The organism is Stappia sp. BW2 (assembly GCF_008107695.1).
Classification (GTDB): domain Bacteria; phylum Pseudomonadota; class Alphaproteobacteria; order Rhizobiales; family Stappiaceae; genus Roseibium.
In genome coordinates this window covers 630,425-645,061 of the sequence record NZ_VIRG01000066.1, presented here as the reverse complement: position 1 = coordinate 645,061, position 14,637 = coordinate 630,425, and the positions used below count along the sequence as shown (strand labels likewise).

Genomic DNA, 14,637 nt, shown 5'->3' with positions numbered 1-14,637 from the left:
GGCGAGGGGCTCATCGTCGCGTCAGGGTCCCGGATGAACTGCCGGTTCGCATGGCAGAGAAATGCGGTCTGGTTGTCTTCCACTGAAACCGAAAAAGGCTGCGATTTGACACGCAGCCTCTCAGGTAATGGCAATGATCCGCCGGGGTCAGCTCGCCCGCTTGAACACGTTGTACCAGCGCTTCTTGGGGACGGAGATTGCCCGTTCCAGAATTTCCGCTGCATAAAGCGAAGCGTTTTCCCGCGCCTTGCGGACACCGGACACAACGGTTGTGTCTAGGCCGGAGAGACCACCGCCGAATTCGAAAAGGTCACGGAACGCGGCACGCTCCACAATCGGGGTCATCAGCACGTCGATGTTCTGGGCCGAAAGGAAATCCTGCACCGCTTTCATCGCGCGGGTCGTCACGGCGGCGTTGGTCCGGGTCAGAACCACACAATGCTTGATGTCGTGACGGACGATTTTTTCAAGCTTCTTGATCAGCGTCAGGATCTTGGCGCCACCGCGTGCGTCCATGGAAGATCCCTGGATCGGTACCACCACCAGATCGGACACCGACAGCGCATTGGCGACGATCAGGTTTTCCGTTCCCTCAAGATCCACGATGACGTAGTCGGAGGTCTCGGCGGCAAGCGTGATCTGCTCGGTAATGGAGGCCGGTGAGATTTCGCTGATAACGTTGATGCCCGGGCTCTTGCGTGGCAGCTCGTACCACTTCGAGATCCATTTCTGCGGGTCTGCATCGAAGATGGTGACGCGTTTTCCCCGTGCCGCGACTTCTGTCGCCAGCAGCAGGGCCGCCGTGGTTTTTCCGGCGCCGCCCTTTGCGTTTGCGAAGGAAATGACTGGCATCTGGGTTCTCCTGACCTTGCCGAGCGTTGTCTGGAGCAACTTGCGTCTGCGAGTGCGTGCACAAAGCAGCTCCAACACCTTTAAGCGATCTGTCAGCGGGTTTCAGTGTGTTCCGGTTTCAATCCGCTCGTGTCGCCGATGACCTTTTTCAGGCTTATCTGTCTGGCAGTCTTGGATTTTTATGGTTACCAAATCCTTAAATTCGCATTTTGCAGCTGACTTATTCAACGCGCGTTAGGATTTGTGGATAAAGACGCGTGAAATGCATTGGCACAATTTGCAGGGATCCCGGGACAGCCCTCGTTGCGTCAGTACCGGGAGCTGTCGAAGCGGTCTTGATCATTCGGCATCGTCCTGGCCGTCCGCGATTTGGGACGGCATGAAAGCCCGCTCGTTTTTGAACGGCCACCGATTGCATGCGCCCTGGGTGCCGCGTAGGTTGTCGATGCGGAAAGGGGGCCCTGAATCGGTTGCCTGCCGCTGGTTGACCGGTCTCATGGTGTTCCAGGCACTTGCCTGCGGTGAATTGCACGCCAGATGCTTTGGGACCAGACTTGTATTTTCGATCCGCGCCTCGAAGGACGCCATATGCTGCATCGATTTTTCAACTCCCGCCCGGCCTGCTTGATCCGGAAACTTCTGCTTTGCGGGATGTTGGCGTATGTGTGGACGGCAGGTTTCGCCCAGGCCGAGGCTCTGAAGCCTTACAAGGACAGGCTGTTCCGATACAAGAAGGTCAGCGAAACGCTCTACGATGGCGACTTCATCGTCGTCGAATACTCCAAGCAGCGGGACCTGCGTGACCGCGACGAGGTCGATGAGCGCAGGGTTTACGGAAATTACGTTTCTTACAAACCCAAGCGTGGCCGGGGCAGCGGAGAACTGAAAGCCAATGGCCGGGTTGTCGAGTTCATGGGCACCGGCAAATGGAAGGGCGGCGCCAAAGCCATCGTGATCTACATTCACGGGCAGGGCGGAAACCGCTTTCAGGGCATGAACGACGTCTCCTTCGGCGGCAATTTCAACCGCGTGCAGAACCTGATGGTCAGAAACGGCGGTGCCTATCTGACGGTCGACATAAAGAATTTCGACAAGCGCGGCACGGCGGATGTGGCAGCCTTGATCCAGTATCAAAAGCAATTGTCGCCCCAGGCCAAGGTCGTGGTTGCCTGCGGCTCCATGGGGGGCATCATCTGCTGGAACCTGGTGAAGAACGCCAATTACGCCAGCATGCTCTCCGGCATCCTGTTGCTCGGCTCGCCAAAAGACCCCAATTTCCTGTCTTCAGGGGCGCTCGGACGCAATGTGCCGATCTACATGGGGCAGGGGACGCTGGATCAGGTCTACAACTGGGAAGACCAGGCGAACTTCTTCAAGCAGATCAAGACCAAGGCACCGAATTACCCGATCAAATTCACCCTGTTCGACACCGGCACCCACGGCACCCCCATCCGCATGACGGACTGGCGCCTGATACTCAACTGGATGCTGGGGTAGGCGAGGGCTCAGTGCTGTTCAGGACAGATAGTGGTTCGGGAGAAACGATCTGCCGAGTGCCAGATGATACTTGAAGTGCTTTTCTGATTGCCCTGACGTAACTTTTGGCTTCAAATTCCCCTTGAGGCACGAACGCCCGTCACCTGGAAGGAGGCTGAAAACCGCCGTCGGCGTGTCAGCCGCGATCCTTGAGATGGAGCTGTGTATCAGGGGGAATTATCATGTCGGAGTATTTTGATCTCGGCCACTATTCGCGTGCGGTGACGGCCGTACCGGCTGCGCAAGTCTGGTTTGACCGCGGTCTGATCTGGCTTTTTGCCTATAATCACGAAGAGGCGATTGTCTGTTTCGAGAAGGCGGTGGCGGCCGACCCGGCATGTGCGTTGGCTCACTGGGGCATCGCTTACGGTATCGGTCCGAATTACAACAAGGCCTGGGAAATCTTTACGCCGGAGGAAAAGGGGCCCGCGTTGGCACGTGCTCACGCCGCGCTTGCCACTGCAGGGGCGCTGAAGGAGGCCAAACCGGTGGAGCGAGCGCTGATCGAGGCTCTGGCGTCGCGATATCCCACAGATCCGGAAATCGAAGACTATCAGCCCTTCAACGATGGCTTCGCCGAAGCGATGAAACCCGTCTACGAAGCCAACAGGGATGATCTGGATGTCGCGTGCTTCTATGCAGAGGCCTTGATGAACCGCACCCCCTGGCAATTGTGGGACTTTCACACGGGCGTGCCGAACCCGGAAGCTTCAACGACCGAGGCGGTCGCCGTTCTGGAACAAGCTTTTGACCGGACACCGGCTGCGTGGGACCATCCGGGGCTCCTGCACATGTACATTCACCTGATGGAAATGTCGCCACACCCTGAAAGGGCGTTGCGCCATGGCGACCGGTTGAAGGATCTGGTGCCGGATGCGGGCCATCTGGTGCATATGGGAACGCATATCGATGTTCTTTGCGGCGACTACCAGAATGTGCTGTATCGCAACCTCGCCGCAGCCAAGGTTGACGACAAGTTCAAGGCTTATGCAGGCCCGGCAAATTTCTATGCGCTGTACCGGATCCACAATCTGCATTTCGCGTTTTACGGCGCAATGTTTCTTGGCAGGAAAGCCGCCGCGGTGGAGGCCGTCGAGCGGCTGCGCGACGAGGTGCCCGACGAAGTCGTTCGGTCATACCCGGATGTCTTCGAAACGTTCGTTGCCGCCGCACCGCATGTCTTCATCCGGTTCGGAATGTGGTCGGAGATCCTTGAGCTTGAGCAGCCCGCGGACAAGGAACTTTATGTCACGACCAACGCGCTGATCTATTACGCAAAGGCCATCGCTCTGGCCAATCTCGGCCGTCATGAGGAGGCCCTGGCTGCCATGGCCGATTTCACGGCGGCCTACGCGGAAGTGCCGGACACTCGCATGCTCTTCAACAACACCGCACGGGACGTGCTTGCGGTTGCCGAGGAAATGATGAAGGGCGAAGTTGCCTTCAAGGCTGGACGGAAGCAAGAAGGCCTTGCTCATCTGCGCAACGCCGTCGATCTGGACGACGGTCTTCAATACGAGGAGCCATGGTCCTGGCCACAGCCGACCCGCCATGCGTTGGGTGCACTCCTGATGGAAGCCGGCGAGTATGAGGAAGCTGAAGCAGTCTACCGTGCAGACCTTGGCCTGGACGGTAAATTGCCGCGTCCAAGCCAGCATCCGCGAAATGTGTGGGCGTTGCACGGATTGCATGAATGTCTTGTCCGGCGTTCGGAGAAGGTCGAGCTGCCGCATGTGAAGCTGCTGCTTGATCAGGCGATCGCACGTGCCGACATCCCCATTCGCGCAAGTTGCCTCTGCCGCGCCAAGGCGGCGTGAGCTGGGCCAAACGCTGATCCACTGCTTTCCGGTCATGGGAGAAAAGCGTCAGCTTGAGGGCTTACAGGGGCGCTACCACAGACGGCTTCACCTTCAGCAGCCCCTCGGCCAGATGATCGAACACGACGCGGATCCTGCGGCTGGTGTGGAGCTCGCGATGGGTTACCAGCCAGATCGGGAAGGAAATCGGTTCGATATCGGCAAAGGCGGGAACGATCTCGGGAAAACGCGCTGCGATTTCGTCTGCCATGATGGCGAGACCGAGGCCCTGACGGACAAATTCCCAGGCGACAACCCCGTTGGGAGACCCAAGGCGGATATTGGCTTCGGTCACCTTCAACCCGAAGGCGCGCAGGTAGCCGACAAGTTCTTCGTTGTTGTCGAAGCCGATGAAATCGAGATCAGAGGCGTCTTCTCTCGTCAACGGGCGGCCGAATTGCTCGACAAGCGATCTGGCTCCAAAGATGCGGGCCGGGGCGGACCGCAGCTTGCGGGCATAAAGGTCGGGATGGTCAGGTTCCACATGACGGATGGCGATATCGGCCTCGCGTCGGCGCAGGTCACTCAGGCTGTTGGTGCACAGCACCTTCACTTCCACGCCCGGTGCTTTCTCGCGCAATTCACGTAAAATGCCGGGCAGAACATGAGCTGCCATGAGATCGGTTGTCGAAACGGTGACCAGCCCTTCCACCTGCTGCGACTTGCCGGATGCTGCAAGAGAAACCCTGCTGGCGGCATCGCCCATGGCGCGCACATGATCGGCCAGCTCGATGCCCGCTTCTGTCAGGATGAGGCTCTTGGAAACCCGCTGAAACAGCGTCACGCCAAGCGTCTCTTCAAGCGCGGCCACTTGCCGGCTGAGTGTTGGCTGGGTGAGCCCGAGAGCACGGGCCGCTGCCGACAGGGAGCCTTCCTCCGCCGTCACGAGAAAGGCGCGGGCCTGGTTCCAGTCGAATGTGATGGTCTGCCAGTTCATGCAAATACGTATATCAACTAGCCAGATTTCGGCAATTCTCATTCATTTCTGAAGGGCGTACATTTCTTTTCGAAAGGAGACGCCAATGAACCCGTCATCTTTGATGATCCAATTGGCAAATATGGTTCTTTCGGTTTTGGAGTTTCTGGCTTCACCCACTGGCGGCCGCGATATCGGCCGTGACATTCTTCATGACCTCGGCCTGCGCGGCGGCCGAAAGAAGAAGAAATAGCGGGTTTCAGAAGCTTCGGACAGCCGGTGTTTCGAAGCTTCTTCGAGGCAGGTGAACATGTGTGCCGGCTGTCATCTTCGCAGTCGGTTCCGAAGTCCGTCGGCCGTTTGCATCTCCGCTAATCTGTTAGAAATGGAACATCGACCATGGCGACAACATGGACCAAGGACGTGCCGTCTTCCGCCGGCTTCTGGAGCAAGATTGCGACTAAATATGCCGCGTCTCCCATCCGCAATCAGGACGCCTATGAAAAGACGCTGGAGCGGACCAGGGCGCATCTGGGGCCACAGGATGGCGTGTTGGAACTTGGCTGCGGCACCGGGACAACCGCACTCCTTCTGGCTGGAAGTGTAAGGTCCTATCTCGCCACGGATTTTGCCAGCGGCATGATCGAGATCGCGGAGGCAAAACTGAAAGATGGGCCGGATGCGAAGGATGCTCCACAAGGTCTGAGGTTTGCAGTTGCTGATGTCTTCAGTGACAGGGTCGAGCCGGGCGAAACAGGCTACGATGCCATCCTTGCCTTCAATTTCCTGCATCTGGTGGAAAATGCCGAAGATACCCTGTCGCGCATCCACCAGCTCCTGAAACCGGGCGGTCTCTACATCTCCAAAACCGCTTGCCTGAAAAGACGGGCCTGGCTGTTCGCTCCTCTCATCAAGTTGATGCAACTTGTCGGCAAGGCGCCGTTTGTCCGTATCCTTTCCTTCGAAACGCTGGAAGACAGTATCCGGTCTGCCGGTTTCGAAATCATCGAGACAGGAACCTATCCCGCTCCGTTCAGCCGGTTCGTCGTCGCACGGAAACTCTGAAGCGGGAGAACGCTCGAAAAGAGTCTCAGGTATTGGGTTTAATCGATTGAATTGGCGGGCAGCGGCAACTTGCGGAGCGGGAGTGCCAGTGCTAGGTGTGATTTACCTCGTCACGAAATCTCCCTTGAAAGCTGAAAATGCTCGTCCGCGACCGCGCCTTTTTCGCGTCCATGTTCCTCACGGTCCTGGCCGATCAGATTTTGCTCTTTCTTGTGCCGCTGGTTATTTTCCAGATCACCGGTGATGTTGGCTGGTCCGGCCTGGCCTTCTTTTTCGAAACCTTGCCGCGCTACCTGACCTTTCCTGTCGCGGGCATATTGAGCGACCGGTTTTCGCCCATCCTGCTCCTGCGCATCAGCCGCATTCTGCGGGCTGTGGCCTGCGTCGCCGGCATTGCCGGTCAGCTTGCGTTCGGTGGCGTCTGGTGGCTGATCGGGCTTTCCGCCGTGGTCGGCGTTTTCACGACACAAGGCATGCTTGCGCTGGAAATGGTGCTGGTGCGCGCCTTTTCCGATCAACGGTTCGAGAAAGTGGCAAGTTATGGCCAGCTCGCCTCGCAAATGGGCGTCGTGCTGGGGCCGCTCGTGGCGGCCTACCTGATGGCGTTCTGGCCCTGGCAGGCGGTGGTCGTGCTGGCAACGGTCCTGTTCGTGCTGGCCGACCTTGCCTTCCACTTCTGGCCGGGACAGGCGCGCATGGAAGCGGCCCCCACCACACGCGTGTCCCGTCATCCGGTGGCGGACCTCAGACATGCGCTCATGCTGGTCTGGACACTGCCCGGTCTGACGCGCGCAATCCTGCAGGCGGCCGGGGTCAATCTGATCATCGGGGCCACGCTGGCAACGGCAGCTGCCATGATGACCGGGTTTTTCAGTCAGAGCGAGCAGGTCTACGCCTGGCTCCAGGTCGGTGGAGCGCTTGCGACGCTCGCCGTGCTGACCTTGACGGCTCACGTTGCGCTCGGCCTGAAGACGCTTGGTGTCACGGCCTACGGCTTGATTTGCGCCGGGGCCGTGCTGACGGGCCTCGGGGCCCATCCGCTGATCTATGCGGCTGGTTTCCTGCTGATTGCCGGGTTCGACAAGATGTTCAACATCTATGTGCGCACCCTTCGCAAGGAGATCATACCGCCGGAGGAATTCGGCAAGACAACCGGCGTAATCATCTGCCTCAACAATCTGTCACAGCCGCTGGCAGGTCTGATCGTTGCCCTGTTCGCAGCCGGAGATGACGCGAGAGCCGTTCTGCTTGGCCTTGCCGCCGCCATGGCGTTACTGGGGGTGATGACGTTTCGGCGCGCCGCTACGCAGTCGTGAGACTTTTTGAGGCGCGGGCTGGCGACAGATCAACTGATGGCCGGCTGCTCCCGTAGAGCCGTCAATCCTTCGGCTGACCGCCTGACGATCTCCGCGATTTCCGCGAGCTGGCCCGCCAAAGGGCTTCTTCGCCGCCAGACCATGCCGATGGTCCGGGTCGGTTCGGGGGCTTCAAACCGTGAAATGGCCACCGATGCGGAGCGGGTTTCCACGGGAACGGCCATTTCCGGGATCAAGGTCACACCCATGCCCGCGCTCACCATCTGAACAAGCGTCGAAAGTGAACTTGCGTCGAGTACTTCGCGCGGCGGGCCGGATTGCAGATTGCAGAAGGAGAGGGCCTGATCACGGAAGCAATGGCCTTCCTCCAGCAACAGAAGGCGCATTTCGCGCAGGCTGTCGGCGTTCGGCAGCGGCGCATTTGCCTCGCGCGCCGAACGCACGAGGACGAAGCGCTCGCTGAAAAGGGCGGTCTCGGCGAGGGTGGCTTCGGAAACCGGCAAAGCCACGATTGCCGTGTCGAGGCGGCCATCGTCCAATTCGTCGATCAGCTTTGGCGTGACGGTCTCGCGCACATGAATGTCCAGCTCCGGATAGCTTTTGGTCAAGGCGCCGACGACGCTCGGCAGGAGATAGGGCGCGATCGTCGGAATGACGCCGATCCGAAGCCGCCCCACAAGCCTGTCGCGCGATGCCCTGGCAAGGTCGCCCAATTCCTCGGCCGACCGCAGGATGTCGCGGGCACGGTCGGCGGCGATCTCTCCAAAATGCGTCAGCCGGATTTGACGGCCCCCGCGTTCGAACAAGGTGGCGCCGAGCACTTCCTCCATTTCCTTGATCTGCATGGACAGCGCGGGCTGCGAAATGGCGCAGGCTTCGGCTGCCTTGCCGAAGTGACCGTGACGGGCAAGCGCCTCGAAATAGCGCAGCTGTTTGAGGGTAATATTGATCATAAGATGAACTTATTGAACTTATCAGAAAATTCAACTTCCTCTGATAGATTGGCTTTGCTAGCGTCAGGGGGCTCAACAGGATCTGGCGGCAAGCAAACACCCCCCTTGCACCGCCGGACTTCTGCCGAGCGCGAAAATTTTGGGAGATTTGAGGAAACCGATCTGTCCCGGGCTCGTTAGAGTCTGCGGACATCACGGGCGTCTCACGCCGCCCGAATAATCGAACGTTTCAGATGACAGTGGAGAGAGTTATGGACGCTAAGGTGGAAAAGACAGGCGGTTGTCCTGTAATGCACGGCGGCAATACGTCGATGGACAAGCCGGTGACGAAATGGTGGCCGAATGCGTTGAACCTCGACATCCTGCACCAGCGCGGTGCACGCACCAACCCGATGGACCCCGATTTCGACTATCGTGAAGCGGTCAAGGGTCTGGATCACGAAGCAGTCAAGGCCGATGTCCGCGCACTCCTGACCGACAGCCAGGACTGGTGGCCGGCTGACTGGGGTCACTACGGCGGACTGATGATCCGTCTGGCATGGCATTCCGCCGGCTCCTACCGCATGCAGGACGGCCGCGGTGGCGCGGGCTCCGGCAACATCCGCTTTGCCCCGCTGAACTCCTGGCCGGACAATGCCAGCCTCGACAAGGCGCGCCGTCTGTTGTGGCCGGTGAAGAAGAAATACGGCAACGCGCTGTCCTGGGCCGACCTGATCGTTCTGGCCGGCAGCATGGCTTACGAATCCATGGGTTTGAAAATCTTCGGCTTCGGTTTCGGCCGTGAAGATATCTGGGGCCCGGAAACCGATGTCTACTGGGGGTCTGAGAAGGAATGGCTCGCGCCGGTCGAGAACCGTTTCGAGAACGCCGACGATGCGACCTCCCTGGAGAACCCGCTTGCGGCGATCCACATGGGGCTGATCTACGTCAACCCGGAAGGCGTCAACGGGCAGCCGGATCCGGTCAGGACCGCAGCCCATGTGCGTGAGACCTTCAAGCGCATGGCGATGAACGACGAGGAAACCGCAGCATTGACCTGTGGCGGTCACACCGTCGGCAAGGCCCATGGTAACCACACTGCTGAAGGTATCGGCGTTGAGCCGGAAGCTGCTGACGTCGAGTCTCAGGGTTTAGGCTGGTCAAATCCGGATCAGAACGGCAAGGCCGCCAACGCCTTCACCTCCGGAATCGAAGGTGCATGGACGCAATTCCCGATCCAGTTCGACATGGGCTACTTCGACTACCTGTTCAACTACGACTGGGAACTGCGCAAGTCCCCGGCGGGTGCATGGCAGTGGGAACCGGTCAACATGCCGGAAGACAAGAAGCCGGTTGATGCCTCCAACCCGTCGGTTCGCCGCAATCCGATGATGACCGATGCGGACATGGGCATGAAGATGGACCCTGTCTACAACGAGATCTGCCGGAAGTTCATGGCTGATGAAGCCTATTTCCGCGATTGCTTTGCCCGCGCCTGGTTCAAGCTGACCCACCGCGACATGGGCCCGAAGGTCAACTATCTCGGCCCGGATGTTCCGGCTGAAGACCTGATCTGGCAGGACCCGATCCCGGCAGGCTCCACCTCCTACGATGTGGACGCCGTGAAAGCCAAGATTGCCGACAGTGGTCTGTCCGCTGCAGAGATGATCGCAACCGCATGGGACAGCGCCCGGACCTTCCGTGGGTCCGACAAGCGCGGCGGCGCCAACGGCGCGCGTATCCGTCTTGCCCCGCAGAAGGACTGGGAAGGCAATGAGCCGGACCGTCTGGAAAAGGTTCTGGCCAAGCTCGAGCCGATTGCAAAAGAGACCGGTGCATCCATCGCCGATGTTATCGTTCTGGCCGGGAACGTCGGTCTGGAACAGGCCATCAAGGCAGGTGGCTTCAACGTCTCTGTTCCTTTCGCTCCGGGCCGCGGCGATGCGACCGACGAGCAGACGGATGGGGAGTCCTTTGACGTTCTTGAGCCGCTCGCAGACGGCTTCCGCAACTGGCAGAAGAAAAAATATGCTGTCAGCCCGGAAGAGATGATGCTCGACCGTGCGCAGCTGCTGGGTCTGACCGCGTCTGAAATGACTGTCCTGGTGGGCGGCCTGCGCGTGCTGGGAACGAACCATGGCGGCACCAAGCATGGTGTCTTCACCGATCGTGAAGGCGCTCTGACCACGGACTTCTTCGTGAACTTGACCGACATGGACAACAGCTGGCATCCGGCTGCCGACGGCACCTACGAAGTGCGTGACCGGCAGTTGGGCACGTTGAAGTGGACCGCAACCAGCGCGGACCTCGTCTTCGGCTCCAATTCCATTCTGCGGGCTTATGCGGAAGTCTACGCCCAGGACGACAACAGCGAGAAGTTCGTGAAGGACTTTGTTGCAGCCTGGACCAAGGTGATGAACGCAGACCGGTTCGATCTGCGCTAACAAAGGCCAAGGCACTTCAGAACATTTGGCGGCGCCCCGGATTTTCCGGGGCGCCGTTTTCTTTTCGGTCCTTCGTCCAGGGCTCTTTTTTGCGTCGCAGCAGAAGAATTGCATCAGCAGTAACCCCTACAACCTTGAAAAGGTCATTGTTCCGTCACAAGGTTTATGTTGCACTGCGAAGCAGTTTCAGGTTGCGCTTGAAACAGCGAAGTGTGGTGACCGGCCTGTTTTCTTCAATGCTGCCGGTTCTGAGTTTCGGGAATAGTGCGCACATGTTTGATTTGACGGGTCACAAGGCCCTGGTTGTCGGCGTCGCCAACGAACAGTCCATCGCGTATGGCTGCGCAAAGGCGTTCCGTGCGCAGGGTGCCGATCTGGCGATCACTTATCTGAATGAGCGCGCCGAAGCCTACGTGAGGCCACTTGCCGAACAGCTGAATGCCGAAATCATCGCACCCCTGGACGTGAGCGACGCGGAGCAGATGGAGGCGCTGTTTGCCCAGATCGAAGCCCGGTGGGGCCGTCTCGATACATTGCTCCATTCCATTGCCTTTTCCAGAAAGGAAGACCTGCATGGCCGCGTGATCGACTGTTCGTCGGATGGTTTTTCACTGGCCATGGATGTGTCGGTCCACTCTTTCCTGCGGCTTATCAGGAGCGCCGAGCCTCTGATGCCTCATGGTGGAACCTGCATGACGGTTTCCTTCATGGGCGCACAGAGGGTGGTTGAAAATTATGGCGTCATGGGGCCGGTCAAGGCCGCGCTGGAAGCGGCAACCCGCTATGCGGCAGCCGAACTCGGTCCGAAGGGGATCTCGGTTCATGCGCTGTCGCCCGGTCCTCTCAAGACCCGGGCTGCATCCGGCATTGCCGAATTCGACGCGCTGCTGAACGACGCGGCAGAACGCGCGCCCACACATCATCTGGCCACGATCGACGATGTCGGGGCCTACGCCGCCTTTCTTGCCAGCCGGGAGGCTTTCAACGTCACCGGTACCGTGCATCCGATTGACGGTGGCTACAGCATTCTTTGATAGGAGGTCCTGATGAAGGACATTTTTGACGCGCTCGAAAAAGGCCAGAACGAATTTCTGGAGTCGCTGCACGATGCGACCGCATGGGGGCCTTCGGAGCGGTTTACGGCCCTGCAGGCGCAGGCGACGGAGCTGTCTAACCTGGCAGAACTGATGGGCAGGGGGCTGAGCAAGCACCTGACCAGGATTTCCGACGACCACAAGAGCCGTTGGCAGGAGAGCGTCTCCGAGTTCGGAAAGGCCATGAAGGCCTTGGGGGGCGCGCAGGAAACCGGCTCTCTTTTCAAGGCATGGGAGGAATACTGGCAGGACGCCGCCCAGCGCACGGTTCTCACCATGGATACGCTGCGCCAGCGCGGCGATAACTTCATGGATCACGAAGAAGCCGGATGTCCGCCTGTTCTGATTTATGATTATGAGTTGGTGCTGGACGGGGCCGATCTGCCTCGCCCCAGCTGCTACATGCTGCTGAAAATCATCCCGCCTGCAGATCTGCCCTGCCGGGATCCCAAGCCCTGGAAACGGCCCTACATCATCATCGATCCGCGCGCGGGGCATGGCGCGGGCATCGGCGGCTTCAAGCCGGACAGCCAGGTGGGTGTCGCCCTGCATGACGGGCACCCGGTTTACTTCGTGGCCTTCAAACGCATGCCGGAAAAGGGCCAGACGCTGGCAGACGTGACCCATGCCGAAGCGGCCTTCGTCCGCAAGGTGATGGAACTGCACCCGGAAGCGCCAAATCCGGTGGTCACCGGCAATTGCCAGGGCGGCTGGGCAACCATGCTGCTGGCCGCAACGAACCCGGATCTGACCGGGCCGGTCATCCTCAACGGCGCACCTGTGTCAACATGGTCCGGCCGCGTTGGCGAAAACCCGATGCGCTATAACGCCGGAGTTCTGGGTGGCACATGGAACGCCATGTTTTATTCCGACCTCGGCCACGGCATCTTCGATGGTGCCGACATCGTGCAGAATTTCGAGCTGCTCAATCCGGCCCGGAACTACTTTGGCAAGTATTACGATCTTTACGCCAAGGTCGACACCGAGCCGAAGCGCTTCCTGGAGTTCGAACGCTGGTGGGGCGGGTATTTCCTGCTCAACGAAGCGGAGATGAAATGGATTGTCGAGCAACTCTTCGTCGGCAACCGTCTTTCCAAGAACGAGGCGCAGCTTGAGCCCGGCCGCAACGTCGACATCAAGCACATTCGGGCGCCGATCATCGTGTTCGCCAGTTACGGCGATAACATCACCCCGCCGCAGCAGGCGCTCAACTGGATCATCGACACCTACACCGACGAGCGGGAAATCGCCATTCGCGGGCAGCGGATCATCTACATGATCCATGAACAGGTAGGGCATCTCGGTATTTTCGTGTCCTCGAAGATCGCCAAGAAGGAGCACACGGAAGTCACCTCGACGCTGAAGACAATCGAGGCGCTGGCGCCGGGGCTCTATGAAATGACCATCGATGACTATGAAGGCCCGCTTCTTGAACGGGAATTCACCGTCAGCTTCCACGAGCGCAAGATGGAAGACCTGACGAAGATCGATGACGGTCGGGACGATGAAATTCCCTTCGCTGCCGTCTCCCGTGCCTCGGAACAGCAAGCTGAATTCTACGATGTCTGCGTGCGTCCCTTCGTCCAGGCTTTCGTGACAGAGCAGAGTGCGGACCTGCGCCGCAAGAGCCACCCGCTCAGAATGCAGCGCGCGCTCTTCTCCAGCCTCAATCCGGCTCTCGGCTGGTTGCCGGGCATTGCCGAGAGGGCCAGAAACGAAAGGTCACCGGCATCTGCGGGCAATCCGTTTGTGGAGTTGGAAAAGGTCAATGCTGCCCTGATCGAGCAATCCATGGATCTCTATCGCGATCTGCGCGACACCGCCTATGAAAACCTGTTCTATTCGATATGGGGAACACCCTACATGCGCTGGTTCGGCCGCAGCAAGCAACCGGGCCGGACATTGAAGCGCAAGGACGAACTGCGCAGCCTGCCGCCGGTTCAGGCGGCCCTGATGCATATCGAGGAAGGTGGTTTCTGCGAAGCGGTCATCCGGATGCTGATCCTGCTCGCCGACAGCCGGGGCAATGTCCGCCGCGACCGTCTGGAAAGGTCTGCCCGTGTTCTGACGCAGGATGAACCGTTCAAGTCGCTGACAGCGGACGAACGCAGTTTCATTCTTCAGGAACAGACGATGATCGTCGAATTCGCACCGGAACTGGCCATCGAAACCTTGCCCAAGTTGCTAAAAACCCCGGAAGAACGAGCACTCGCCGCAAAGGTTGTGCGCTTCGTCCCCGGCGCGATAGACGAAATGACACCGCATACGCTGGAAATCCTGCAACAGTTCCACGAGGTGCTGGGTTTGCCGCAGGTTTCGGAAGATATCTTGGAAGATCCGCTGGCGGTGCCGGATGTGCCGGTCGAGTCCGGCAAGGAAGACGCAAGGGCTGCCCTGAAAGAGGCGGAGAGCAAGACCCCGTCGCAAGCCTCACCGGTGCAGGCCTCACCAGCACGGGCAGCCTCCGCTGAGGTGATCCCCAGCAAATCCTCTCCTCGCAAGCCTGCAACACGCAAGGCGCCTGCGCGCAAGACAGCCGCTTCACGCAAACCCCGCAGCACTGCGAAGAAACCGCAAGAACCTGCTGAATGAGAAGAGGGGGCGTCCGGGCCTCTCGGACGCCCCC

At 59.3% G+C, this 14,637-nt stretch carries 11 protein-coding genes; 8 read left to right on the top strand and 3 right to left on the bottom strand.

The window, feature by feature from the left end; translation table 11 throughout:
• Positions 1-147: 147 nt before the first annotated feature.
• The gene (locus FMN63_RS14475) at positions 148-852 is read right to left on the bottom strand and encodes an AAA family ATPase (protein WP_353619221.1); all 705 of its coding nucleotides are present in this window, start codon (positions 850-852) and stop codon (positions 148-150) included.
• A gap of 588 nt (positions 853-1,440) precedes the next feature.
• Here FMN63_RS14475 and FMN63_RS14470 point away from each other — a divergent pair.
• Together FMN63_RS14470 and FMN63_RS14465 are read left to right on the top strand one after the other, a co-directional pair.
• Positions 1,441-2,349 carry an alpha/beta hydrolase gene (locus tag FMN63_RS14470; protein WP_148584656.1) on the top strand — a complete coding sequence of 303 codons (909 nt, stop codon included), beginning with the start codon at positions 1,441-1,443 and terminating at the stop codon, positions 2,347-2,349.
• Between the two features lie 221 nt (positions 2,350-2,570).
• Entirely contained in the window at positions 2,571-4,205 is a 1,635-nt protein-coding gene (locus FMN63_RS14465; RefSeq protein WP_148584655.1) for a tetratricopeptide repeat protein, read from the top strand.
• A 61-nt stretch (positions 4,206-4,266) separates the two neighbouring features.
• Here FMN63_RS14465 and FMN63_RS14460 read toward each other — a convergent pair whose 3' ends face one another.
• Positions 4,267-5,181, bottom strand: a complete 915-nt coding sequence (locus FMN63_RS14460) for a LysR family transcriptional regulator (RefSeq protein ID WP_148584654.1) — start codon at positions 5,179-5,181, stop codon at positions 4,267-4,269.
• Positions 5,182-5,266: 85 nt separating this feature from the next.
• Between FMN63_RS14460 and FMN63_RS29395 the strand changes: the two genes are divergently transcribed.
• The 3 genes from FMN63_RS29395 to FMN63_RS14450 all read left to right on the top strand — a co-directional run bounded on the left by FMN63_RS29395 (position 5,267) and on the right by FMN63_RS14450 (position 7,541).
• Entirely contained in the window at positions 5,267-5,413 is a 147-nt protein-coding gene (locus FMN63_RS29395; RefSeq protein ID WP_153297099.1) for a hypothetical protein, read from the top strand.
• A 146-nt stretch (positions 5,414-5,559) separates the two neighbouring features.
• On the top strand, positions 5,560-6,225 hold the full coding sequence (locus FMN63_RS14455) for a class I SAM-dependent methyltransferase (protein ID WP_148584653.1): 666 nt from the start codon (positions 5,560-5,562) through the stop codon (positions 6,223-6,225).
• Positions 6,226-6,362: 137 nt separating this feature from the next.
• Positions 6,363-7,541, top strand: coding sequence for an MFS transporter (locus FMN63_RS14450; protein ID WP_209001121.1), 1,179 nt, complete (start codon positions 6,363-6,365; stop codon positions 7,539-7,541).
• 29 nt (positions 7,542-7,570) lie between these two features.
• On the opposite strand, the gene FMN63_RS14445 is transcribed toward FMN63_RS14450, so the two are convergent.
• Entirely contained in the window at positions 7,571-8,494 is a 924-nt protein-coding gene (locus FMN63_RS14445; RefSeq protein WP_148584651.1) for a hydrogen peroxide-inducible genes activator, read from the bottom strand.
• A 251-nt stretch (positions 8,495-8,745) separates the two neighbouring features.
• Here FMN63_RS14445 and katG point away from each other — a divergent pair, with 251 nt between their 5' ends.
• From katG to FMN63_RS14430, 3 genes are all read left to right on the top strand, one after another.
• Positions 8,746-10,917 (top strand): catalase/peroxidase HPI, encoded by a 2,172-nt coding sequence (gene katG, locus FMN63_RS14440; RefSeq protein WP_148584650.1) that lies wholly within the window; start codon positions 8,746-8,748, stop codon positions 10,915-10,917.
• A 272-nt stretch (positions 10,918-11,189) separates the two neighbouring features.
• Positions 11,190-11,951 carry an enoyl-ACP reductase FabI gene (gene fabI / locus FMN63_RS14435; RefSeq protein ID WP_148584649.1) on the top strand — a complete coding sequence of 254 codons (762 nt, stop codon included), beginning with the start codon at positions 11,190-11,192 and terminating at the stop codon, positions 11,949-11,951.
• 12 nt (positions 11,952-11,963) lie between these two features.
• On the top strand, positions 11,964-14,603 hold the full coding sequence (locus tag FMN63_RS14430; RefSeq protein ID WP_148584648.1) for a DUF3141 domain-containing protein: 2,640 nt from the start codon (positions 11,964-11,966) through the stop codon (positions 14,601-14,603).
• Positions 14,604-14,637 lie beyond the last annotated feature (34 nt).